General features: G+C 68.7%; 21 protein-coding genes. 11 read left to right on the top strand and 10 right to left on the bottom strand.

Annotated elements, in window-relative coordinates; translation table 11 throughout:
* The first annotated feature begins 6 nt into the window (after positions 1-6).
* From whiA to ABLI39_RS14735, 7 genes are all read left to right on the top strand, one after another.
* A complete protein-coding gene (whiA, locus tag ABLI39_RS14765; protein ID WP_066438143.1) occupies positions 7-987 on the top strand; it encodes a DNA-binding protein WhiA in 981 nt (326 codons plus the stop codon).
* A gap of 175 nt (positions 988-1,162) precedes the next feature.
* Positions 1,163-1,786: a superoxide dismutase gene (locus ABLI39_RS14760; RefSeq protein ID WP_349414211.1), complete on the top strand. Its 624-nt coding sequence runs from the start codon at positions 1,163-1,165 to the stop codon at positions 1,784-1,786.
* Positions 1,787-2,052: 266 nt separating this feature from the next.
* Entirely contained in the window at positions 2,053-3,063 is a 1,011-nt protein-coding gene (gene gap, locus ABLI39_RS14755) for a type I glyceraldehyde-3-phosphate dehydrogenase (protein WP_349414210.1), read from the top strand.
* Positions 3,064-3,073: 10 nt separating this feature from the next.
* On the top strand, positions 3,074-4,300 hold the full coding sequence (locus ABLI39_RS14750; protein ID WP_349414209.1) for a phosphoglycerate kinase: 1,227 nt from the start codon (positions 3,074-3,076) through the stop codon (positions 4,298-4,300).
* 82 nt (positions 4,301-4,382) lie between these two features.
* Positions 4,383-5,198 (top strand): triose-phosphate isomerase, encoded by an 816-nt coding sequence (gene tpiA, locus ABLI39_RS14745; protein ID WP_349414208.1) that lies wholly within the window; start codon positions 4,383-4,385, stop codon positions 5,196-5,198.
* A gap of 49 nt (positions 5,199-5,247) precedes the next feature.
* Positions 5,248-5,505: a preprotein translocase subunit SecG gene (gene secG, locus ABLI39_RS14740; RefSeq protein ID WP_349414207.1), complete on the top strand. Its 258-nt coding sequence runs from the start codon at positions 5,248-5,250 to the stop codon at positions 5,503-5,505.
* Between the two features lie 113 nt (positions 5,506-5,618).
* On the top strand, positions 5,619-6,014 hold the full coding sequence (locus ABLI39_RS14735) for an RNA polymerase-binding protein RbpA (protein WP_349414205.1): 396 nt from the start codon (positions 5,619-5,621) through the stop codon (positions 6,012-6,014).
* On the opposite strand, the gene pgl is transcribed toward ABLI39_RS14735, so the two are convergent.
* The 6 genes from pgl to tkt all read right to left on the bottom strand — a co-directional run bounded on the left by pgl (position 5,967) and on the right by tkt (position 14,261).
* The gene (gene pgl, locus ABLI39_RS14730; RefSeq protein ID WP_349414204.1) at positions 5,967-6,785 is read right to left on the bottom strand and encodes a 6-phosphogluconolactonase; all 819 of its coding nucleotides are present in this window, start codon (positions 6,783-6,785) and stop codon (positions 5,967-5,969) included. The genes ABLI39_RS14735 and pgl overlap by 48 nt on opposite strands.
* On the bottom strand, positions 6,775-7,716 hold the full coding sequence (locus ABLI39_RS14725; protein ID WP_349414203.1) for a glucose-6-phosphate dehydrogenase assembly protein OpcA: 942 nt from the start codon (positions 7,714-7,716) through the stop codon (positions 6,775-6,777). Before ABLI39_RS14725 ends, pgl begins: the two co-directional genes overlap by 11 nt.
* Entirely contained in the window at positions 7,713-9,287 is a 1,575-nt protein-coding gene (gene zwf, locus ABLI39_RS14720) for a glucose-6-phosphate dehydrogenase (RefSeq protein WP_349414202.1), read from the bottom strand. The genes ABLI39_RS14725 and zwf overlap by 4 nt, the downstream gene beginning before the upstream one ends.
* A 15-nt stretch (positions 9,288-9,302) precedes the next feature.
* Positions 9,303-10,952, bottom strand: coding sequence for a phosphoglucose isomerase-related protein (locus ABLI39_RS14715; protein WP_349414201.1), 1,650 nt, complete (start codon positions 10,950-10,952; stop codon positions 9,303-9,305).
* Between the two features lie 6 nt (positions 10,953-10,958).
* Complete coding sequence (tal, locus tag ABLI39_RS14710) at positions 10,959-12,077, bottom strand: transaldolase (protein ID WP_349414200.1); 1,119 nt, start codon at positions 12,075-12,077, stop codon at positions 10,959-10,961.
* Between the two features lie 66 nt (positions 12,078-12,143).
* A complete protein-coding gene (gene tkt / locus ABLI39_RS14705; RefSeq protein WP_349414222.1) occupies positions 12,144-14,261 on the bottom strand; it encodes a transketolase in 2,118 nt (705 codons plus the stop codon).
* 518 nt (positions 14,262-14,779) lie between these two features.
* Between tkt and ABLI39_RS14700 the strand changes: the two genes are divergently transcribed.
* On the top strand, positions 14,780-15,739 hold the full coding sequence (locus ABLI39_RS14700; protein ID WP_349414198.1) for a heme o synthase: 960 nt from the start codon (positions 14,780-14,782) through the stop codon (positions 15,737-15,739).
* A gap of 14 nt (positions 15,740-15,753) precedes the next feature.
* Here the strand turns inward: ABLI39_RS14700 and ABLI39_RS14695 are convergent, their stop codons facing one another.
* The 4 genes from ABLI39_RS14695 to ABLI39_RS14680 form a co-directional block, all read right to left on the bottom strand.
* Complete coding sequence (locus ABLI39_RS14695) at positions 15,754-16,413, bottom strand: DedA family protein (protein WP_349414196.1); 660 nt, start codon at positions 16,411-16,413, stop codon at positions 15,754-15,756.
* Between the two features lie 119 nt (positions 16,414-16,532).
* Complete coding sequence (locus ABLI39_RS14690; protein ID WP_349414195.1) at positions 16,533-17,477, bottom strand: COX15/CtaA family protein; 945 nt, start codon at positions 17,475-17,477, stop codon at positions 16,533-16,535.
* A gap of 7 nt (positions 17,478-17,484) precedes the next feature.
* Positions 17,485-18,270, bottom strand: coding sequence for an ABC transporter permease (locus ABLI39_RS14685; protein ID WP_349414194.1), 786 nt, complete (start codon positions 18,268-18,270; stop codon positions 17,485-17,487).
* Positions 18,267-19,232 carry an ABC transporter ATP-binding protein gene (locus tag ABLI39_RS14680; RefSeq protein WP_349414193.1) on the bottom strand — a complete coding sequence of 322 codons (966 nt, stop codon included), beginning with the start codon at positions 19,230-19,232 and terminating at the stop codon, positions 18,267-18,269. The genes ABLI39_RS14685 and ABLI39_RS14680 overlap by 4 nt, the downstream gene beginning before the upstream one ends.
* Positions 19,233-19,346: 114 nt before the next feature.
* Here ABLI39_RS14680 and ABLI39_RS14675 point away from each other — a divergent pair, with 114 nt between their 5' ends.
* From ABLI39_RS14675 to sufD, 3 genes are read left to right on the top strand one after another with little or no spacing between them, the layout of a single operon-like run.
* Entirely contained in the window at positions 19,347-20,177 is an 831-nt protein-coding gene (locus ABLI39_RS14675) for a helix-turn-helix transcriptional regulator (protein WP_349414191.1), read from the top strand.
* Positions 20,177-21,640, top strand: coding sequence for a Fe-S cluster assembly protein SufB (gene sufB, locus ABLI39_RS14670; protein ID WP_146337630.1), 1,464 nt, complete (start codon positions 20,177-20,179; stop codon positions 21,638-21,640). The genes ABLI39_RS14675 and sufB overlap by 1 nt, the downstream gene beginning before the upstream one ends.
* Positions 21,640-22,926 carry a Fe-S cluster assembly protein SufD gene (sufD, locus tag ABLI39_RS14665; protein WP_349414189.1) on the top strand — a complete coding sequence of 429 codons (1,287 nt, stop codon included), beginning with the start codon at positions 21,640-21,642 and terminating at the stop codon, positions 22,924-22,926. The genes sufB and sufD overlap by 1 nt, the downstream gene beginning before the upstream one ends.
* The last annotated feature ends 8 nt before the right edge of the window (positions 22,927-22,934 follow it).

Below are 22,934 nucleotides of genomic sequence, written 5' to 3'. Positions count from 1 at the left end.
GGTGCCATGGCACTGACAGCATCAGTCAAGGAAGAACTTTCCCGGCTGGATATCAAGAAGTCCTCGGTCCGCAAGGCCGAGGTGTCCGCCATGCTCCGGTTCGCGGGGGGACTGCACATCATCTCCGGCCGGATCGTGATCGAGGCCGAAGTTGACCTCGCCTCGACCGCGCGCCGGCTCCGCGCCGCCATCGCGGAAGTCTACGGGCACCAGAGCGAGATCATCGTCGTCTCCGGCGGCGGCCTGCGCCGCGGCAGCCGCTACGTGGTCCGGGTGGTCCGCGACGGCGAGGCCCTCGCCCGCCAGACCGGCCTGCTGGACGCCCGCGGCCGGCCCGTCCGCGGGCTCCCGTCCGTCGTCGTGAACGGCTCCGCGGCCGACGCCGAGGCGGTCTGGCGCGGCGCGTTCCTGGCCCACGGCTCGCTCACCGAGCCCGGCCGCTCCTCCGCGATGGAGGTCACCTGCCCCGGCCCGGAGTCCGCCCTGGCCCTCGTCGGCGCCGCCCGCCGCCTCGGCATCCAGGCCAAGGCCCGCGAAGTCAGGGGAGTGGACCGCGTGGTGATCCGCGACGGCGACACGATTGCCGCGCTGCTGACCCGGATGGGCGCGCACGACGCGCTGATGGTCTGGGAAGAGCGGCGGATGCGCAAGGAAGTCCGCGCCACCGCGAACCGGCTCGCCAACTTCGACGACGCCAACCTGCGCCGCTCGGCCCAGGCCGCCGTCGCCGCTGGCGCCCGCGTTGACCGCGCGTTGGAGATCCTCGGCGACGACGTTCCGGACCACCTCAAATACGCCGGCGAACTGCGGGTCGCGCACAAGCAGGCCAGCCTGGACGAGCTCGGCCGGCTCGCCGACCCGGTCATGACCAAGGACGCCATCGCCGGCCGGATCCGCCGGCTGCTCGCCATGGCGGACAAGCGGGCGCAGGACCTCGGCATCCCGGGGACCGAAGCCAACGTGACGCCGGAAATGCTGGACGAGTAGCCACCGCCGGGGATCAGGGACAGAATCGGATCCAGCGTCCGGGAATACCGCGGCGCGGCCGGAGGCTATGACCACTGGATCCCCATCCACGAAACTTCCGGGTGTTGAACCATCCGGATGCACAATCCGAGAGTTAGCAAAACCGGACGAGCCGTCCACGACATTGGAGGATTTTGTGACCGAATACGTACTGCCAGAACTCGACTACGACTACGCCGCGCTGGAGCCGCACATCTCCGCGAAGATCATGGAGCTGCACCACAGCAAGCACCACGCGGCCTACGTCGCCGGCGCCAACAACGCCCTGAAGCAGCTGGCCGAAGCCCGCGAGCAGGGCGACTTCGCCAACATCAACCGCCTCTCCAAGGACCTCGCGTTCCACACCGGCGGCCACATCAACCACTCCGTGTTCTGGAAGAACCTCTCCCCGGACGGCGGCGACAAGCCCGAAGGCGAGCTCGCTGCCGCCATTGACGACGCGTTCGGCTCCTTCGACGCGTTCCGCGCCCAGTTCAGCGCGGCAGCCCTGGGCCTGCAGGGCTCCGGGTGGGGCTTCCTGGCCTACGAGCCGATCGGCGGCAACCTCGTCATCGAGCAGCTCTACGACCAGCAGGGCAACGTGGCACTCGGCACCACCCCGCTGCTGATGCTCGACATGTGGGAGCACGCGTTCTACCTGGACTACGTCAACGTCAAGGCGGACTACGTCAAGGCGTTCTGGAACATCGTGAACTGGGCCGACGTCGCCAAGCGTTTCGACGTCGCGCGCAAGAACGCCACCGGCCTGATCACCCTCTAAGGGGGCGGCAAGCCGAAATATCGCTGTAACAAAGCTCACATTTAGGGCCGTTCGGCCCGGAACGTGGAGGACCCGCCCCCGCACTTGCGGGGGCGGGTCCTGTTAAACGTAAGATGGATCACGGAAGGCGGTTAGCCTTCAGCAACGTGGCTGGTCGCCCTCCGATCTGGTAATCATCTCTGCCCAATGGCGTGCGGGATCTGTTAGTTGGCTTGAACGCCTACTCAACTAGTCGTGCTTGAGAGAGCACCAAGGAGACTGAAAACGTGACGACACGTATTGGTATCAACGGCTTCGGCCGCATCGGCCGCAACTACTTCCGCGCCGCACTCGCCCAGGGAGCAGACCTCGAGATCGTTGCCGTCAACGACCTCACCAGCCCGGAGGCCCTCGCCCACCTCTTCAAGTACGACTCCGTCGGCGGCCGCCTGGCCGAATCCATCGAGGTCAAGGACGGCAACATCGTCGTCGACGGGAAGACCGTCAAGGTCCTCGCCGAGCGCGACCCGGCCAAGCTGCCGTGGGGCGAGCTGGGGGTCGACATCGTGATCGAGTCCACCGGCTTCTTCACCAAGGCCGCCGACGCGCAGAAGCACATCGATGCCGGCGCCAAGAAGGTCCTGATCTCCGCCCCCGCCTCGGACGAGGACATCACCATCGTGATGGGCGTCAACGACGGCCTCTACGACCCGGCCGCGCACAACATCATCTCCAACGCGTCCTGCACCACCAACTGCCTCGGCCCGCTCGCCAAGGTCGTCAACGACGCGTTCGGCATCGAGCGGGGCCTGATGACCACGATCCACGCCTACACCGCGGACCAGAACCTGCAGGACGGCCCGCACAAGGACCTCCGCCGCGCCCGCGCCGCCGCCATCAACATGGTCCCCACCTCCACGGGTGCCGCCAAGGCCATCGGCCTGGTCCTCCCGGAACTCAAGGGCAAGCTGGACGGTTACGCCATCCGCGTGCCCGTCCCCACCGGCTCCGCCACCGACCTCACCGTCACCGTCTCCCGCGAGACCACCGTCGAAGAGGTCAACGCCGCGCTCAAGGCCGCTTCCGAGTCCAAAGAGCTCAAGGGCCTGCTGACCTACACCGACGAGCCGATCGTCTCCTCGGACATCGTGGGTGACCCGGCGTCGTCGATCTTCGACTCCGGCCTGACCAAGGTGATCGGCAACCAGGTCAAGGTTGTTTCCTGGTATGACAACGAATGGGGCTACTCCAACCGCCTCGTGGACCTCACGGAGCTCGTCGCGTCGAAGCTGGGCTAGGGTAAGACTCATGACATTCCACACCCTCGACGAATTGATCGCTGAAGGTGTCCGCGGGCGGTACGTTCTGGTCAGAAGTGACCTGAACGTGCCGCTCGACGGCTCTACAGTGACTGACGACGGCCGGATCAAGGCCTCCCTGCCGGTGCTGGCGAAGCTCACGGACGCCGGTTCCCGTGTGCTGGTCACGGCACACCTGGGCCGCCCCAAGGGCGCTCCGGACGCGAAATACTCGCTCAAGCCGGCCGCCGACCGGCTGGCCGGGCTCGCCCCGTTCAAGGTCACCCTGGCGGGCGACACCGTCGGCGGCTCCGCCAAGCAGCTCGCCGCGGCGCTGCAGGACGGCGAAGCCCTGGTCCTGGAAAACGTGCGCTTCGACGCCCGCGAAACGTCAAAGGACGACGCCGAACGCGGCGCCTTCGCCGACGAGCTCGTGGCCCTCACCGGGGCCAACGGCGCCTTCGTGGACGACGCGTTCGGCGCCGTGCACCGCAAGCACGCGTCCGTCTACGACGTCGCCACCCGGCTGCCGTCCTACCAGGGCGACCTGGTCCGCACCGAGGTCGAGGTGCTGCGCAAGCTGACCTCCGACACCCAGCGGCCCTACGTCGTGGTGCTCGGCGGCTCCAAGGTCTCCGACAAACTCGCAGTGATCGACAACCTCATCGGCAAGGCGGACACGATCCTGGTGGGCGGCGGCATGCTGTTCACGTTCCTCGCCGCCGCCGGCCACAAGGTCGCCGGCAGCCTGCTCGAAGAAGACCAGATCCCCGTTGTGCAGGACTACCTGAAGCGGGCCGCGGACGCCGGCACCGGGTTCGTCATCCCCACCGACGTGGTGGTGGCCGCCAAGTTCGCCGCCGATGCCGAGCACGAGACGGTCGCGGCCGACTCGATCGAATCCAGCAGCTTCGGTTCCGGCGGCATCGGCCTGGACATCGGGCCTGACTCGGCGGCAGCCTTCGCGGAACGGATCAAGGGCGCCAAGACGGTTTTCTGGAACGGCCCGATGGGCGTCTTCGAGTTCCCCGCCTTCGCCGGCGGGACCCGGGCTGTCGCCCAGGCCCTGACCGAGACCTCCGCGTTCACCGTCGTGGGCGGCGGCGACTCCGCTGCCGCGGTCCGGACCCTCGGCTTCGCCGACGAGGCGTTCGGGCACATCTCCACCGGTGGCGGCGCCAGTCTGGAATACCTTGAAGGCAAGGAACTCCCCGGCCTGAGCGTGCTGGACCGCTAGGACCTCCAGCCGGCAGGGTGTCCGTCCCGCACGGCGGGCACCCTGCCGGCTCTTTCACTGCTACGAACCTTTTGGAGATCACGTGACAACGTCAACCAACGGCAAGTTCGACCGCAAGCCCTTCATCGCGGGCAACTGGAAGATGAACATGGACCACGTCCAGGGCATCACCCTCCTGCAGAAGCTGGCCTGGACCCTGTCCGACGCCAAGCACGACTACAGCCGGGTGGAGGTCGCCGTGTTCCCGCCATTCACCGACCTGCGCGGTGTGCAGACCCTCGTCCAGGGCGACGAGCTTGACGTCGCCTACGGCGGCCAGGACCTCTCGCAGTTCGACTCCGGCGCCTACACCGGCGACATCTCCGGCGCGTTCCTCGCCAAGCTCGGCTGCCGCTACGTCCTGGTGGGCCACAGTGAACGCCGCACCATCCACCACGAGTCCGACGAGGTCCTCAACGCCAAGACCAAGGCGGCCTTCCGGCACGGCATCACCCCGGTGCTGTGCGTCGGGGAAGGCCTCGAAGTCCGCCAGGCGGGCACCCACGTCGAGCACACCCTCACCCAGCTGCGTGCCGGCGTCGACGGCCTTACCGCGGAGCAGGCCGCCGAGCTGGTCGTCGCCTACGAACCCGTCTGGGCCATCGGCACCGGCGAGGTCGCCGGGCCGGAGGACGCGCAGGAAATGTGCGCCGCGATCAGGGCCGAGCTGGCGAGTCTCTTCGACGCCTCGGTTGCCGCCAGGACCCGCCTGCTCTACGGCGGCTCGGTGAAGGCCAACAACGCGGCGTCGATCCTCAAAGAACGCGACGTGGACGGATTGCTGGTCGGCGGTGCCAGCCTGGACGCCGCCGAGTTTGCTAATATTGTCAGGTTCGAGAGTCACCTGGTGACGGACTAGTCCGGACACAGCTTGTGGCCCCCGCAATCCCCTCTTCTGAAAGGCCGTCGTGGACGTTCTTCATGTCATCCTGCAGGTGCTGCTGGGCATCACCAGCCTCCTGTTGACCTTGCTCATCCTGCTGCATAAGGGTCGTGGCGGCGGTCTCTCCGACATGTTCGGCGGCGGCATGAGCTCCGGACTGAGCTCCTCGGGCGTTGCCGAGCGGAACCTGAACCGCTTCACGATCATCCTCGGCGTCACGTGGGGCGTCGTTATCATCGGACTTGGCCTGTTGATGCGCTTCAGCGGCGGCGGCGACTCCTGACAGCGCCCCGCGCCACAACTTCATAAGGGCCTTGCGGCCCTCCCCGCATCGGGGACTCCCGGATTACACTGTCGCTGGCAAAACATCACCAGCCCAGTAGCCAGGAGTTCCCGATGCTGCATTCTGCTTCCGGATTCAGGGGCATCCGCGTTGGTGCCGTCGCCGGCGCCCCGGCCCGCCACGAGCCCCTCGACGGCGGCGGCGCCGGGCAACCGCGGATCGCCGTCACCTACCGGTGCGCCAAGGGCCACGAAACGTCCCTCGTGTTCGCCAAACTCCCGGAAGAGCAGATCCCCGGCGTCTGGGACTGCCGGCGCTGCGGGGGGACCGCAACCCGGGACGAATCCCGGTTCGCGCTCGAGGACGAGCCCGCCGAGGGCTACAAGAGCCACCTCGAATACGTTAAAGAGCGGCGCTCCAGCCAGGACGCCGAAGACGTGCTGGCCGGAGCGCTGGAGAAGCTACGCGCCCGACGCGCCCTTCCGGACGAGCTGCTCGGGGACGCGTGAGGCCGCGTCCTCGTCGATCAGCCACAGGGTTTGGAAACGCCCGCGCGGTCCCGCCGCCGGCACCTGCACCGGGTTCGCCCCGGCCAGGGCTAGGCCCACGGCGCCGGCCTTGTCATCGCCGGCCACCACCATCCACACCTCGTTCGCCGTGTTGATCGTCGGCAGCGTCAGTGAAACGCGGGCCGGAGGCGGCTTGGGGGAGTTGCGGACGCCGACGACGGTCAGGTCCTTCTCCCGGATGCCGGCCTGCTCCGGGAAGAGTGACGCCACGTGCGCGTCGGGGCCGACGCCCAGCAGCACAATGTCCAGCCGCGGCAGGCGGCCGGGCTCCTCCGGGCGGTCATCGGACATGTCGGCGGCATGTTCGGCGGCGGCCGCCTCGGCGAGCCGCCGGGCGTAGTCGGCCGCGGCGTCCTCGGGGGTTTCGAAGTCCTCGGTGGAGCCGGGAACATGGACCCGCGCCGGGTCCACATTGATGTGGTCGAGAAGCGCCTGGTACGCCTGGCCGGCGTTCCGGTCGGCGTCGTCGGGGCCCACAAATCGTTCGTCGCCCCACCAGAAGTTCACCTTGGACCAGTCGACTGCGGGGGCGGCCGGCGACTCGGCGACCGCCTTGAGCGAGCCGATGCCCATGGTGCCGCCGGTCAGCACCACGGTCGCTTCGCCGTGCTTGTCCTGGATATCCACGAGCTTGGTGATCAGGCGCGCCGCGATCGCGGCCATCAGGACCGTCGAGTCAGGGTGGATGCTTACTCTGGGGTCAGCGCTCACTGGGACGGACACTCCTTAGGTTGGTACGCGGCAGCCCAATAGTAATCACTTCGCCGAAGACTTCGTCCGGGTCCAGGCGCCGGAGCTCCTCCGCCAGGCAGTCCTTGAGGCTGCGCCGCGGCAGCGAGATGCGCTGGGCCGGCTGCCCGGGCTGGGTCAGCTCGGCCACGGTCAGCCCGGGCCGGAACAGCTGGACGTCGCCGCCGGTGCGGGACAGCCGCACCCGCCGGATCCCGGTGCCGGCCGGATCGGCCACGATGGTCACCGGCGCGTCCAGCGCCAGCGTCAGCCAGGCCGCGAGCAGCAGGGTGCTGGGGGAGTCGGAGGCGCCTTCGACGGCGACGGCGGTGACCGGCGACGCGTCCACCTGGTCCAGGACGGCGGCAAGCTGGATCCGCCAGTTGGTCAGGCGGGTCCAGGCCAGGTCGGTGTCGCCGGCTTTGTAGGTGCTGCGGATGTTGTCCAGCGCCGCCTGCGGGTCCGCCTCGTTCGCGGAGTCCGTGATGCGGCGGTGGGCGATCCGCCCGATCGACGTTTCGCAGGCGTTCCGGGGCGCGCCGTGCGGCCACCACGCCACGATCGGGGCGTCCGGAAGCAGCAGCGCCGCCACGAGGGATTCACTTTCCTCGGCGAGTTCGCCGTAGCCGCGCAGCAGGATGACCTCGGACGCGCCGGCGTCGCCGCCCACGCGGATCTGGGCGTCCAACCGGGTGGGCTTGGAGGCGCCGGCGTCGGCAAGCACGATGATCCGGCAGGGGTGCTCGCGGCTCGCCTCGTTGGCGGCTTCGATCGCCTCCTCTTCGAGCCCGGACTTGGTCACCACCACCAGGGTCAGCACCCGGCCCAGGGCGATCACGCCGCCCTGTTCGCGCAGCGCCATGATCTTCTTGGAGATCTTGGAGGTTGTTGTGTCGGGAAGATCTACGATCATGGCCTTCTCCAGGTCCGTCCGTCGCGGGCGAGCAGTTCGTCGGCGGAGGCCGGGCCCCAGCTTCCGGGGGCGTACGGTTCCGGCTGTTCGGCCAGGGACGCCCAGTAGTCCTCGAACGGGTCCAGGATCTTCCAGGACAGCTCGACTTCGGCATGGCGGGGGAACAGCGGCGGCTCGCCGAGGAGCACGTCCAGGATGAGCCGCTCATAGGCCTCGGGGCTGGACTCGGTGAACGAGTGGCCGTAGCCGAAGTCCATCGTCACGTCGCGGACTTCCATCTGCGTGCCGGGGACCTTGGAGCCGAAGCGGATCGTGGCGCCCTCATCGGGCTGGACCCGGATCACGACGGCGTTCTGGCCGAAGTCGTCCTCGCCGTGGTCACGGAAGAGCAGGTTGGGCGCCCGCTTGAAGACGACGGCGATTTCCGTCACCCGGCGGCCCAGCCGCTTGCCGGCCCGCAGGTAGAACGGCACGCCGCTCCAGCGCCGGGTGTTGATGTCCACCCGGATCGCGGCGAACGTCTCGGTGGTGGAGTCGGCGGGAATGCCCTCCTCCTCCAGGTAGCCCAGGACCTGCTCGCCGCCCTGCCAGCCGCCGGCGAACTGCCCGCGCGCCGAGTGCGTGGAGAGGTCCTCCGGCAGCCTTACGGCCGCCAGTACTTTTTCCTTCTCGGCGCGGAGGTCGTCCGCGTTGAAGGAGATCGGTTCCTCCATGGCGGTCAGGGCCAGCAGCTGCAGCAGGTGGTTCTGGATGACGTCGCGGGCCGCGCCCACGCCGTCGTAGTAGCCGGCGCGGCCGCCCGTGCCGATGTCCTCCGCCATGGTGATCTGGACGTGGTCGACGTAGTTCGCGTTCCACAGCGGTTCGAACAGCTGGTTGGCGAAGCGCAGGGCCAGGATGTTCTGGACCGTCTCCTTGCCGAGGTAGTGGTCGATCCGGAAGACCGCGTCCGGCGGGAACACCGACTCCACAATGTCGTTGAGCTGGCGGGCCGACTCAAGGTCGTGCCCGAACGGCTTCTCGATCACCACGCGGCGCCACTTGTCGCCCTCGGCCTGGGCGAGCCCGTGCTTGGAGAGCTGCCGGCAGACGAGTTCGAACGCCTTCGGCGGGATCGACAGGTAGAAGGCGTGGTTGCCGCGGGTGCCGCGCTGCTCGTCGAGTTCGTCGATCGTCTCGCTGAGCCGCTCGAAGGCGTCGTCGTCGTCGAACTCGCCCTGCACAAAACGGATGCCCTCCGAGAGCTGCTTCCAGACCGTCTCATCGAACGGGGTCCGGGCGTAGCTTTTGACCGCTTCCTTCACCTCCGCGGCGAAGTCCTCGTTCTCCCACTGCCGCCGGGCGAACCCGACCAGAGCGAAGCTGGGGGGCAGCAGCCCGCGGTTGGCCAGGTCGTAGACGGCCGGCATGAGTTTCTTGCGGGCGAGGTCACCGGTGACGCCGAAGAGCACCAGGGAGGACGGGCCGGCGATGCGGTTCAGCCGCCGGTCCCGCGGGTCCCGGAGCGGATTACGGCCTGACCTTCCCGAACGCGTCGGGGACGTGCGGCCGCCGTTTTGCGAGAGTGGCATGGTTGCTGTGGTGCCTTAGCTTTCGTTGGTGGAGGCGGAGCTGCCCGCGGTTGAGGTGCCGGCCAGCGCGGAGACGAGCTGCTGCAGCTGGCGGACGCCGGCAGCACGGTCCGTGAGGTGAAGCCGGAGCACAGGCCGGCCGTGTTCAGTGAGGACCTGCGCGTCGCCCGCCGCTTGGGCTGTGATCAGTTCGCCGAACGTGAACGGACGGTCCGGGATGGCGAGGTCCGCCGCGGATGCCGCCGTGACCTGCAGGAACACACCAATCGCCGGGCCGCCCTTGTGGAACTGGCCGGTCGAGTGCAGGAACCGGGGACCCCAGCCGAAGGTGACAGGGCGGCCACTCAGCGCCGCCAGCTCGTCGCGGATGCCTTCCAGCGGCGCGTAGCTGAGCCGGTCGAAGTAGGCCTGGACGCTGAGGTAGCCGTCGGTGCCGAGCTGGCCGAGCAGCGCGCTGACCGCCTCGGCCGCGGTGGTGGCCCCGCCCAGCCAGTCGCCGCCGCGCACCTCGATGGCGCCGTCGGTGAAGTCAGCCGCCGTCGCCTCCGGCTGCGCGTCCAGCAGCCCCCGCGCGGCCACCTTGGCGGCCTCGACGTCGGGCTGGTCGAAGGGGTTGATGCCCAGCAGCCGGCCCGCGACGGCGGTGGCGAACTCCCAGGTCATCATCTGCGCGGCGAGGCCGCCGGCGATCGCCGCCTCGTTGGCGCCAAGGTTGACGTCGGCGTCGGCGCCGACCAGCCGGACCACCAGCACGTCCGCGGCGCCGCTTGTGACCTCCGGGGCGTTTGGTCCGGCGACGACCGGCAGTACACCCGTGCCGAGCTTGCCGGTGGATTCGGCGATGAGCTGTTCCGCCCAGTCGGCGAAGCCCACGATCCCGGAGCCGTCCTCGGCGATGACGATCTTGTCCCGGAGCGGGTTGGTGCCGCCCAGCGCGGCGCCGAGGGCGAGCCCGATGTTCTCCTCGCTGTCGTCGTTGAGGATCTCAGCGGTCTCTTCGGCCTCGTCCAGGAAAGCCTGGATGTCCACGCCGGCCAGGCCGCACGGTACCAGGCCGAACGCGGTGAGCGCCGAATAGCGGCCGCCGACGTTGGGGTCGGCGTTGAAGACGGCGCGGTAGCCGGCTTCGCGGGAAGCCTTGTCCAGCGGGGAACCCGGGTCGGTCACAATGATGATCCGGCTCTTGGCATCGAGCCCGGCCTCGGTGAAGGCGTGCTCGAAGACCCGGCGCTGCGAGTCGGTTTCCAGGGTCGAACCCGACTTCGAGGACACCACGATGGCGGTCTCCGCGAGCCGGTCCGCCAGGGCGGCGGCCACCTGTTCGGGGTCGGTGCTGTCCAGCACGGTCAGCTCGACGCCCGCGGTTCCGGCGATGACCTCGGGGGCCAAGGAGGAACCGCCCATGCCGCACAGGACGATCCGGGTCACGCCCTCGGTGCGGAGCGCATCGCGGAGCGCCAGAATCTCCGGCACGAGCGGCTGGGAGACTGTGGCGGCCTCGACCCAGCCGAGGCGGACCGCGGACTCGGCCTCGGCGTCGGGACCCCACAGGGTGGCGTCCTTGGCGAAGATCCGGGTGGCGACCCGGTCTTCCAGGAGCGCGGGCAGGTGCTGTTCGTGGGCCTGGCGGGCGGCGCCCGTGGCGTCGTAGCTGAGAGTGGTCATGGGGGACTATGCGTCCTTCCGTGCAGCGGCGAGGGCGCCCTCGACGTCGGCCAGCAGTTCCTTCCAGCTTGCCACAAACTTGTCGAGGCCTTCGGACTCGAGCACGGCGACGACCTCGTTGTAGGAGATGCCGAGCGCATCGAGTGCGTTGAGGGTCGCGTTGGCGTCGTCGTAGCCGCGGGTGATGGTGTTGCCGGTGATGGCGCCGTGGTCGAAGGTGGCGTCCAGGGTCTTCTCCGGCATGGTGTTCACAACGCCGGGGGCTACGAGCTCGGTGACGTAGAGGGTATCCGGGTAGGCCGGATCCTTGACGCCGGTGGACGCCCAGAGCGGGCGCTGCGGGCGCGCGCCGACGTCGGCCAGCAAGGCCCAGCGCTCGGTGGCGAAGAGCTCCTCGTAGACCTGGTACGCAAGGCGTGCGTTGGCGACGCCGGCCTTGCCCTTGAGTGCCTTGGCCTCGTCGGTGCCGATCGCGTCGAGGCGCTTGTCGATTTCGGTGTCCACGCGGGAGACGAAGAACGAGGCGACCGAGTGGATCTTGGAGAGATCGTGGCCGTTTTCCTTTGCCTGCTCCAGACCGCTCTGGAAGGCGTTGATCACGGCGCGGTAGCGTTCGAGCGAGAAAATCAGGGTCACGTTGACGCTGATGCCGGCCGCCAGCGTGGCGGTGATGGCCTCGAGGCCCTCAAGCGTGGCGGGGATCTTGATCAGGACGTTGTCCTTGTTGACCTGGCCGTGGAGTTCCTTGGCCTCGGTGATGGTACCGGCGGTGTCCCAGGCGAGGCGGGGATCCACCTCGATGGAAACGCGGCCGTCGACGCCCTTCGAGGCGGCGTACACCGGGGCGAACAGGTCGCAGGCATCGGCGACGTCGGCGGTGGTGATCGCGAAGACCGTTTCATCGACGCTGGCGCCGGCCGCCGCCATTTCCCGGATCTTGGCATCGTAGTCGGTGCCGGTGGTGATCGCGGCGTGGAAGATGCTCGGGTTCGTGGTGACGCCGACGACGTTCTTCTCTTCGATCAGCTTGCGCAGCGTCCCGGTTTCGAGGCGGCCGCGGGAGAGGTCATCGAGCCAGATGGAAACGCCGGCGTCGGACAGCTGCTGGGTGGGGGTGGTGTTCATGGTTCACTCCTGGAGTCTGGGGCCGCCGCCGGCAGGGGCGGCGGCCCGGAATACGTGAAGTTGGGGTCAGGCCGGGAGGCCGGCGAGGGATTCTTTGGCGGCGGCGGTGACGGCTTCGGTGGTGATGCCGAATTCCTGGAAGAGCCGCTTGTAGTCGGCGGAGGCGCCGAAGTGCTCGAGGGAGATGGAGCGGCCGGCGTCGCCGACGAATTCGCGCCAGCCCAGGGCGAGGCCGGCTTCGACGGAGACGCGTGCCTTGACGTTGGCGGGGAGCACGGCGTCGCGGTAGGCGGGGTCCTGTTTGTTGAACCATTCCACGCAGGGCATGGACACGACCCGGGTGGGGATGCCCTCGGCCTGCAGGGCTTCGCGGGCGGCGACGGCGAGCTGGACCTCGGAGCCGGTGCCGATCAGGATGACCTGCGCGTCCACGGTCTTGCCGGCGGCGGACGCCTCGGCGAGGACGTAGCCGCCCTTCGCGACCCCGGCGGTCGAGCCGAACGTGTCCCCGTCGGCGTCGCCGGTGCCGCGCTCCCAGGTGGGGATGTTCTGCCGGGTCAGCACGATCCCGGCGGGGTTGGCGTGGTTTTCGAGCATGGCCTGCCAGGCCGCGGCGACCTCGTTCGCATCTCCCGGGCGGACGACGTCCAGTCCCGGAATGGCGCGCAGGGAGGCGAGCTGCTCGACCGGCTGGTGGGTGGGGCCGTCCTCGCCGAGACCGATCGAGTCGTGCGTCCAGACGTAGAGCGAGGGGACGCCCATCAGGGCGCCGAGCCGGATGGCCGGGCGCTGGTAGTCGGAGAAGATCAGGAAGGTGCCGGAGAACGCGCGGGTCGCCCCGGCCAGGCTGATGCCGTTCACGATCGACGCGGCGGCGTGTTCGCGGATGCCGAAGTGCAGCACCCGGCCGTACGGGTTGCCCTTCCACGCCTCGGTCTGCCGGGAGGCGGGGATGAACGAGGGCGAGCCCTCGATGGTGGTGTTGTTCGACTCGGCGAGGTCGGCGGAGCCGCCCCAGAGTTCGGGCATGACCGGGCCGATCGCGTTCAGGACCTTCCCGGACGCGGCGCGGGTGGAGACGTCCTTGCCGGCTTCGAAGACCGGCAGCGCGGCGTCGAACTCGGCCGGGAGCTTGCGGGCCTCGACGCGTTCGAGCAGGGCCGCGGCCTCGGGGTTGGCGGACTGCCAGGCCTCGAAGCGCTCCTGCCACTCGGTGCGGGCCGCGGCGCCGCGCTCCTGCGCCGCGCGGGTGTGGGCCAGGACCTCGTCCTCGACCTGGAAGGAGAGCTCGGGGTCGAAGCCGAGGACGTTCTTCAGGCCGGCGACTTCCTCGGCGCCGAGGGCGGAGCCGTGGATCTTGCCGGTGTTCTGCTTTTTCGGCGCGGGCCAGCCGATGATGGTGCGCAGCGAGATGATGGACGGCCTGGACGTCTCGGCCTTCGCGGCGAGCAGGGCGGCGTGCAGTTCGGCCACGTCCTCCTTGTACTCCCCGGTGCGGGTCCAGTCGACCCGCTGGGTGTGCCAGCCGTAAGCGGCGTAGCGGGCGAGGACGTCCTCGGTGAACGCGACGTCCGTGTCGTCTTCGATGCTGATGTGGTTCTCGTCGTAGATCACCACAAGGTTGCCCAGTTCCTGGTGCCCGGCGAGCGAGGACGCCTCGGAGGTGACGCCTTCCTGCAGGTCCCCGTCGGAGGCGATTACCCAGACGGTGTGGTCGAACGGGCTGGTGCCGGCGGGAGCGTCGGCGTCGAACAAACCGCGCATCCGGCGCTGTGAGTACGCGAAGCCGACCGCGGAGGCCAGGCCCTGGCCCAGCGGTCCGGTGGTGATTTCCACCCCGGCAGTGTGCTTGTACTCCGGGTGCCCCGGGGTCAGCGAACCCCAGGTCCGCAGCGCCTCGAGGTCCTTCAGCTCCAGGCCGTAGCCGGAGAGGAAGAGCTGGATGTACAGCGTCAGCGACGTGTGGCCGGGGGACAGGACGAACCGGTCCCGGCCCAGCCACTGCGGGTTCGCCGGATCGTGGCGCATCAGCTTCTGGAAGAGCAGGTAGGCGGCCGGTGCCAGGCTCATCGCGGTGCCCGGGTGGCCGTTGCCGACCTTCTCCACCGCATCCGCCGCGAGCACCCGGACGGTGTCCACGGCACGGGCATCCAGCTGAGTCCATGACAGTTCTTGCTCTTCCAAATGTGGCACGAAAACCGGGCCCCTCTCTGTGCTGACGGCCGGCGGTACGTTTTCCCTCCGAGTTTTCCCGCTGGGGGATTTCCTTTGGGGCTTACCGCCGGGGCACAGTTCGGTGCCCGCCGCGGTTCGTACCAGCCGTTCACCATCGAAACGTTGATCTATCATTGCGCCGCATGCACAGGGCCGGGAGCGCCGTTCGGCGCCCGTCCGTGCGTGCTGATCTGTCAGACAGCTTAGCCCCATTCCACCTGCCGGTCAGGGTGCATCTCAGGAATTGGACCGGTTTTGGGGCTTATATGAATCACCGCGTCCCGCGGCGGCGGTGAGGCCGCGTTAACCACCCGGACTTCTGCGGGGGCTTCGGGCCCGGGCGGCGGTGCCGCCACGGTATGATGGAGCCTGGCTACCAACGGGGGCGAGGACACGCCTGTGCGCTGCGCGTGAACCCCTCCGAATGCAACGCGCCGGACTCAGCGCGCTGCGACGACCAGCCGGACTGACCAGCCAGACAGAACAGAGTGACTGCCACCGTGAGCACAACAGATACGCCGCTTAACGCCTCCCAGGCCCCGGGCCGGATCGGCTTCGCCCGTAAGGCCAAGGCCTACCTGGCGCTCACCAAACCGCGGGTGATCGAACTCCTGCTGGTCAGCACCCTGCCAACCATGATCTACGCCGAGCGCGGCTTCCCCTCCCTCGGCTTGATCCTGGCGACCCTGGTTGGCGGCGCGTTTGCCGCCGGCAGCGCGGGCTCCTTCAACTGCTACATCGACAGGGACATCGACAAGTTGATGCACCGGACGGAGAACCGACCGCTGGTCACCGGCGAGGTGACCCCGCGTGAGGCCCTGGTGTTCTCCTGGCTGCTCGGCGCGGCCGCGATCGCGATCCTCTGGTTCGGCGCCAACCCGCTCTCGGCCTGGCTGGGGCTCGGCGCGATCGTGTTCTACGTCGTCATCTACACGATGATCCTCAAGCGCCGCACCGCGCAGAACATCGTTTGGGGCGGGGCCGCCGGCTGCTTTCCGGTGCTGATCGCCTGGGCCGCCGTGACCAATACCGTGGAGTGGCCCGCCGTCGTCCTCTTTATGGTGATCTTCCTCTGGACCCCGCCGCACTACTGGCCGCTGTCCATGCGCTACGGCGAGGACTACCGCAACGCCAATGTGCCGATGCTCGGCGCGATCGCCGGCGCCAAGGTCGTCTCCGTGCAGGTGGTCCTGTACGCGTGGGCCATGGTCGCCTGCTCGCTGCTGCTGATCCCGGTGGGCGGCGCCGGCTGGGTCTACACCGTCACGGCCGTCGCCGCGGGCGCCTGGTTCCTCTACGAGTCGCACGCCCTCTACAACCGGGCCCAAGGCGGGGACGTCTCCAACAAGGGCGCCATGAAGGTCTTCCACGGCTCCATCAGCTACCTCACCCTGCTCTTCATCGCCCTTGCCGTGGACCCGTTCATCGGCTCCGCGATCGTCGGCTAGTCCGGCACGGGGAGTCAGGACTTTTCGGGGCCGGCAGGGTCGCGGCGGTCAGCCGCTTCCGGGAGATCCCGCCGGGCCCGGCGCCCGCGCCGCAGGTGCCAGATGAGGAGTCCCAGGACACCGAGCACCGCTATCACCGCCGTGATGTCCCGGCCGGCCACCTTGGCTACGGCGTCGTAGGAGTTCCCGGCGAAGAAGCCCAGCAGCACGAAGCCGGTGCCCCAGACCAATCCGCCGGCGGCATTGAAGGCCAGGAACTTCGGGTAGTGCATTCGGGAGGCGCCGGCCAGGGCCGGCATGACGGCCCGGAAGAACGCCACGAAGCGGCCCAGGAAAACGGCCGAGCCGCCTCGTTGGCGCAGAAAGGCCTGGGCCTTGGCCAGGCCGCGCCGACGCCGTTTCATCAGCCTGAAGTCCAGCAGCCGGGGACCCACGTGCTTGCCGATTTCGTAGCCCACGGTGTCGCCGGCGATGGCCGCGGTGACCACGACGGCGGCCATGCCCCACAGCGGGACTTCGCCGCGGCTCGCAATCACGCCGCCCAGGACTGCGGCCGTCTCACCCGGAATCACGAAGCCGATGAAGACCGCGTCTTCGGCGAACACCAGGCACGCCACGAGGGTGAAGGCCAGCGCGGGGCTCATATTCAGAAGGCTGTCGACGATCGCGTTCACGGCGCTGCCTTTCTCTCGACAAAGTCAGGCTACCCGCCGACAAAGAAACGCGGGGTCAGCTACGGTCCATCCGGACGCCCGGAATGGACCGTATCTGACCCCGCGTTGTTGTGTGTGGCTTAGTTGACCGGGCTGTTGCGCGCGAGGTCGGCGGCGTTGGTGGATGCGCTCATCAGCAGGGCCGCGCCGAGCATGTGCGCTCCCACGAGCAGCGCGGGGATGCCGTTGTAGTACTGCGTGAAGCCGATGACGGCCTGCAGCACGGTGACGCCCAGCAGCATGAAAACAGCGGTGCGGAACGGGCCCGTGATCCGGCCGCGGAGTACAAGGAACACACCAAACAGGGCGCCGGCGGTCACGAGGTAGGCCGGGACGGCGTGGATGTGCGAGAACAGGTCCCAGTCCAGGTTGTTGCGCGGCGCGTCCGCGTCACCAGCGTGCGGGCCGGCGCCGGTCACCACCACACCGAGGCACACGGCGACGGCGGAGAACAGCGCGACGGCGGCCAGCACCGGACGGGCGGCACCCGGCAGGGCGGGCAATTCCCGGGTGCGGGCTTTGCCGGTACGGCCGTAGGCGCGGTTGACCAGCAGCGTGGCGAGCACCACGAGGGCCATCGAGACGAGGAAGTGCAGGCCGACCACCCACGGGTTCAGCTGGGTGAGCACGGTGATCCCGCCAATGACCGCCTGGGCCGGGATGCTGGCAAGCAGGCCGAGGGCCAGCAGGAAGAGGTCCCGGCGTTCCTTACGCAGGTTCCACAGGTACACCAGCATCGCGACGGCGACGGCGGCCAGCGCGAAGGTCAGGAGTCGGTTGCCGAACTCGATGAGGCCGTGGATGCCCATTTCCGGGGTGTTCACGAGCGAGTTGTCCGTGCAGCGCGGCCAGGTGGGGCAGCCCAGGCCGGAGGCGGTGAGACGGACGGCGCCGCCGGTCACCACCAGTACGGTCTGGCCGATCAGGGACAGCACGGCCAGCCGCCGGACCGTCTTGTCGACGGTGACGGGCAGCCGGGAGGAAATCCGGGACACGATCCGGGAAGGGCGGGACGCCGTACTCACAGTTTTCTCAATTCCACTTGAACCAACGGGTTGCTGCGAAGCCGGCGGTCGCCGTCCACAGCAGCAGGACAATCACGGACGCAGTATTTGAGCTGCCGTGCAGGAAGGCATCCCGCAGCGCCTGGCCCAGCGCGCCGGAGGGAAGGAAGTGCACCACCGCCTGGGCGAGGGCGGGAAGCCGCTCGGCCGGAATAACGATGCCGCCCAGGGCGCCGAGCAGGATCCAGAGCAGGTTGGTGATCGCCAGGGTCGCCTCCGGCCGCACCGTGCCGGCCACGAGCAGGCCGAGGGCGGTGAACGCCGCCGCGCCGAGGACCAGCAGTGCGAACCCGGGCAGCAGCCCCGCGGGCGCCGGCTGCCAGCCCAGCGGGAGCGCGACGGCGGTGACCACCAGCACCTGCAGCAGCAGCACCACGAGCACCGCGATCACCTTGCCGAGGATCAGGCCGGTACGGCCCAGCGGGGTGGTGGAAAGGAAGCGCAGCACCCCGTAGCGGCGGTCGAAGCCGGTGGCGATGCCCTGGCCGGTGAAGGCGGTGGACATCGCGCACAACGCGAGGATGCCGGGCACGGCGATGTTGACCCGGCTGGAGCCGAGGCCGTCCAGCAGGGGCGTGGCGGCCAGGCCCACCAGGGCCAGCAGCGGCAGGATGACCGCCAGGATCAGCTGCTCGCCGTTGCGGAGCATGGTGACGGTCTCATACCGTCCCTGCTGCAGGATCCGCCGCAGCAGGGGAGCGGGGGCACTGCCCAGCGGCATGCCGGCCGCAGTACCTGCAGGGGCGGAGCTCATCGGGTTTTCCTTCCGGAGATGTCGAGGAAGACGTCCTCGAGGCTGCGGGCTGCGAGGCTCATCGAGGCGGGCATAATGCCGCGCTCGGCCCACCAGGCCGTCACGGCGGCGAGGTCGGCCGGGGTCAGCGCCCCGGTGGCGCTATAACTGCCGGCGCGCGTTTCGCGGACCTCGACGGCGGCCGGCAGCACGCCGGTCAGGTCCAGGCCGGGCTCGGCTTCGAAGAGGAGCGTGCGGATGTGCTGGTCCGCCCCGGACGTCAGCTCATGCCGCAGGAGCTGGGCGACGGTGCCCTCCGCGACGTTCCGGCCGGCGTCGATGATGTAGACGTAGTCGGCCAGGCGCTGCGCGTCGTCCATCAGGTGGGTCGTGAGGACGATGCCCATTCCGCGGTCCCGCAGTTCGGCAATGAGTTCAAAGACGAGCTGCCGGGACTGCGGGTCCAGGCCGGCGCTCGGCTCGTCGAGGAACAGCACCTCAGGGCGGCCCACGAGCGCGGCGGCGAGGGCCAGCCGCTGCTTCTGGCCGCCGGAAAGGCGCCGCACCGAGGTGCGGCTGAACGTGTCAATGCCCAGGCGCGCGACGAGCTCGTCCACCAGCCACGGGTCCTGGTAAAGGCCGGCGACGTGCCGGAGCAGGGGGATGGGGCGGGCCGACGGCGGCAGGCCCCCGTCCTGGAGCATAACGCCCACCCGAGCGCGGAGATCCGCGCCGGCGGTGTCCGGGTCCTGGCCCAGCAGGCTGATGCTGCCGCCGGTGCGCTTCTGCAGCCCCTGGGCGCATTCGATCGTGGTGGTTTTGCCGGCCCCGTTGGCTCCCAGCAGGGCGGTGACCTGCCCGCGTTCGGCGACGAGGGACAGGCCGCTGACCACCCGCAGCATCTTGCCGTCAAGGCTGGGCAGCGGACCAACATCCTTGATGAGCCCGCTGATTGTCAGGGCGGGGGATTCGGGAGATCGCACCAAAGCATTCTACGCGATGTAGTAGGGCCCGGCCCGATCCGGAGCCGGCCGCAGGAAAGCCATGCCTTACTGGATCGGGGGAGTAAATTACGACATGATTGTGTTGTGTATTCCATGAGTCCAAGTACGTCTGCCGTGCCTGCTGTGCGCGCGCAGTCGCGCGAGCCCGCAGAGGGTGCTGCCGTACCCGCGGCGCACGCCGCCGAGGCCGAGGACCGCACCCGGGACCGCGTGCTGGCCGCCGTGCTGGAGCACGGGCCCATCAGCGCCGCCGAACTGGGCGAGCTGCTGGGCTTCACCCCCGCGGCAGTGCGCCGCCACCTGGACCACCTCTCGCGCCACGGCGTGATCGAGGTCAAGCGGGTGGCCCGCGCGGGCGCCGGCGCGGGCCGGCCTGCCCGCCGCTACGTGCTCAGCTCGCAGGGCCAGTCCACGCTGGGCAACGACTACCTCGACATCGCCAGCTCCGCCCTGCGGCGGCTCGGCGAAATGGCGGGCTCTGAGGCCGTGCGCGCGTTCGCCGTCGAACGGTTCGCCGAAATGGAGCGCCGCTACGCACCGGAAATCGAACGGGCGGGCAGCGACATCACGGCGCGCGCCCGGGCCCTGTCCGCGGCCCTGAGCCGTGACGGCTTCGTCGCCTCCGCGCAGTCGATCGAGGCCAAGGCACCGCTTCCGGCAGCGCTTTCCAGCGTCCAGCTGTGCCAGGGACACTGCCCCATCCAGCAGCTCGCCGCGCAGTTCCCCGTGTTCTGCGACGTGGAGACCGAACTGTTCTCCCGGCTGGTCGGCGTCGACGTGCGGCGGCTCTCCACCCTGGCGCGCGGCGGGCACGTCTGCACCACCCACATACCCACGGGCCGTCCGGCCGCCGGCGGGGCCTCCAGCCCCGCCGGCGCGGGCAACCCGGACGAAGAATCCAACCATCTGCAAGAAAGGCCGTGATGACGGACCAACTATCAGAGAAGAAGGTTGCTGAATCCACTGTGATCTCGGAGATTCTGGAGAAGAATCCCGAGCTCCACGGAATCGGCACCTACGAGTACGGCTGGGCCGACAAGAACGACGTCGGCGCGAACGCCCGCCGTGGTATCGATGAGGACGTCGTGCGTGACATCTCGGCCAAGAAGAACGAGCCGGAATGGATGCTGGACCTGCGCCTGAAGGGCCTGAAGTACTTCGACCGCAAGCCCATGCCCACCTGGGGCGCGGACCTCTCCGGCATCGACTTCGACAACATCAAGTACTTTGTGCGCTCCACGGAGAAGCAGGCCGCCACCTGGGAGGACCTGCCCGAGGACATCCGGAACACCTACGAGAAGCTGGGCATCCCGGAAGCCGAGCGCAGCCGCCTCGTGTCCGGCGTCGCCGCCCAGTATGAGTCCGAGGTTGTGTACCACCAGATCCGCGAGGACCTGGAAGCCCAGGGCGTCATCTTCCTGGACACGGACACCGCCCTACGGGAGCACCCGGAGATCTTCCAGGAATACTTCGGCACCATCATCCCGGTGGGCGACAACAAGTTCGCGTCGCTGAACACGGCCGTGTGGTCCGGCGGGTCCTTCGTGTACGTGCCCAAGGGCGTCCACGTGGACATCCCGCTGCAGGCCTACTTCCGCATCAACACGGAAAACATGGGCCAGTTTGAGCGCACCCTGATCATCGCGGACGAGGACTCCTACGTCCACTACATCGAGGGCTGCACCGCGCCGATCTACACCTCTGATTCCCTGCACTCCGCCGTTGTGGAGATCGTCGTGAAGAAGGGCGCCCGCGTCCGCTACACGACCATCCAGAACTGGTCCACCAACGTGTACAACCTGGTCACCAAGCGCGCCATCTGCGAAGAGGGCGCCACGATGGAGTGGATCGACGGCAACATCGGTTCCAAGGTCACCATGAAGTACCCGGCGGTCTACCTCGTCGGTGAGGGCGCCAAGGGCGAGACCCTCTCGATCGCGTTCGCCGGCGAGGGCCAGCACCAGGACACCGGCTCCAAGATGGTCCACATCGCGCCCAACACCAAGAGTTCGATCATCTCCAAGTCCGTGGCCCGCGGCGGCGGCCGCGCCGCCTACCGCGGCCTGGTCCAGGTCCGCGAAGGCGCCAAGCACTCGGCCAACACGGTCCGCTGTGACGCGCTGCTGGTGGACACCATCAGCCGCTCGGACACCTACCCGTACATCGACATCCGCGAGGACGACGTCACCATGGGCCACGAGGCCACGGTCTCGCGCGTTAGCGAAGAGCAGTTGTTCTACCTGATGTCCCGCGGCATGCGCGAAGACGAGGCCATGGCGATGATCGTGCGCGGCTTCATCGAGCCCATCGCCCGCGAACTGCCGATGGAATACGCGCTCGAGCTCAACCGCCTGATTGAACTGCAGATGGAAGGATCGGTCGGTTAATGACTGACATCACTACCGAAAAGGCTCGCATCGGCGCGCCCTCAGCCCAGCCGTTCATCAACGGTTTCACCGAGGAAGGCGAAAGCCTCTCACCGCTGAACGCCGCTGAGTCCAAGTCACCGCTGGCCGGCGAGGCCGTCAAGCGCCACTCGCACGGCGGCGGCGTCGGCGTCCCGGACAGCTCCCGCGCCGGCCGGCTGACCTCCTACAAGCTGGCGGACTTCAAGCCGCTGACCGGCATGGAGGAAGACTGGCGGTTCACCCCGCTCAAGCGCCTGCGCGGCCTGCACACCGAGGTCCTGAACGGCGCGGCCCCGGCCGTGGCCGTCAGCGGCCCGGACAGCGTCCGGGTAGAGACCGTCGGCCGCGACGACGCCCGCATCGGCTCAGCCGCGATCCCCGAGGACCGCGTCTCCGCCAACGCCTGGGAAAACTTCACCGAGGCCACCGTCATCACGGTCCCCGCCGAGGTCCAGGCCGAGGGCGAGGTCAGCGTCGTGCTGACCGGCCAGGGCACCGCGGCCGCGTCGCAGCACATCGTGGTCATCGCGGAGAAGTTCTCCAAGGCCGTTGTGGTGCTGGACCACCAGGGCACCGCCGTCGTCTCGGAAAACATCGAGATCCTCGTGGAGGACGGCGCGCAGCTGACCGTCATCTCGCTCCAGGAATGGAACGACGACGCCGTGCACGCCTCCTCCCAGCAGGCGAAGCTCGGCCGCGACGCCAAGTTCAAGCACATCGTCGTCAGTCTCGGCGGCGACCTGGTCCGCGTCACGCCGTCGGCCCGCTTCACCGCCCCCGGCGCCGAAGCGGAGATGTTCGGCCTGTACTTCGCCGACGCCGGCCAGCACCTCGAGCAGCGCCTCTTCGTGGACCACGCGGTCGCCAACTGCAAGTCCAACGTGCTCTACAAGGGCGCCCTGCAGGGCCGCAACGCGCACACCGTCTGGGTGGGCGATGTTCTGATCCGCAAGGAAGCCGAAGGCACCGACACCTACGAGGCCAACCGAAACCTGGTCCTCACCGACGGTGCCCGCGCGGATTCCGTGCCCAACCTTGAAATCGAGACCGGCCTGATCGCCGGCGCCGGCCACGCCAGCGCCACCGGCCGCTTCGACGACGAGCACCTGTTCTACCTGATGGCCCGCGGTATCCCGGAAAAGGTGGCCCGCCGGCTGGTGGTCCGCGGCTTCCTGAACGAGATCATCCAGCAGATCAAGGTTCCCGCCATCGAGGAACGCCTCACGGAAGCCGTCGAGCGCGAGCTCGCGGCCACGGACAACTAGACAGTACG

The organism is Pseudarthrobacter sp. B907 (assembly GCF_040137805.1).
Classification (GTDB): Bacteria; Actinomycetota; Actinomycetes; order Actinomycetales; family Micrococcaceae; genus Arthrobacter.
The sequence above is the reverse complement of the archived record's forward strand: the minus strand, read 5'-3'. Positions and strand labels throughout refer to the sequence as shown.

Coding starts and splice junctions, on each gene's coding strand:
- ABLI39_RS14715 (WP_349414201.1), bottom strand. CDS start 10,952: ATGACCACTCTCAGCTACGACGCCACGGGCGCCGCCCGCCAGGCCCAC.
- whiA (WP_066438143.1), top strand. CDS start 7: ATGGCACTGACAGCATCAGTCAAGGAAGAACTTTCCCGGCTGGATATC.
- ABLI39_RS14685 (WP_349414194.1), bottom strand. CDS start 18,270: ATGAGCTCCGCCCCTGCAGGTACTGCGGCCGGCATGCCGCTGGGCAGT.
- sufD (WP_349414189.1), top strand. CDS start 21,640: ATGACTGACATCACTACCGAAAAGGCTCGCATCGGCGCGCCCTCAGCC.
- sufB (WP_146337630.1), top strand. CDS start 20,177: ATGACGGACCAACTATCAGAGAAGAAGGTTGCTGAATCCACTGTGATC.
- ABLI39_RS14725 (WP_349414203.1), bottom strand. CDS start 7,716: ATGATCGTAGATCTTCCCGACACAACAACCTCCAAGATCTCCAAGAAG.
- tal (WP_349414200.1), bottom strand. CDS start 12,077: ATGAACACCACCCCCACCCAGCAGCTGTCCGACGCCGGCGTTTCCATC.
- ABLI39_RS14675 (WP_349414191.1), top strand. CDS start 19,347: ATGAGTCCAAGTACGTCTGCCGTGCCTGCTGTGCGCGCGCAGTCGCGC.
- zwf (WP_349414202.1), bottom strand. CDS start 9,287: ATGCCACTCTCGCAAAACGGCGGCCGCACGTCCCCGACGCGTTCGGGA.
- ABLI39_RS14735 (WP_349414205.1), top strand. CDS start 5,619: ATGCTGCATTCTGCTTCCGGATTCAGGGGCATCCGCGTTGGTGCCGTC.
- ABLI39_RS14750 (WP_349414209.1), top strand. CDS start 3,074: ATGACATTCCACACCCTCGACGAATTGATCGCTGAAGGTGTCCGCGGG.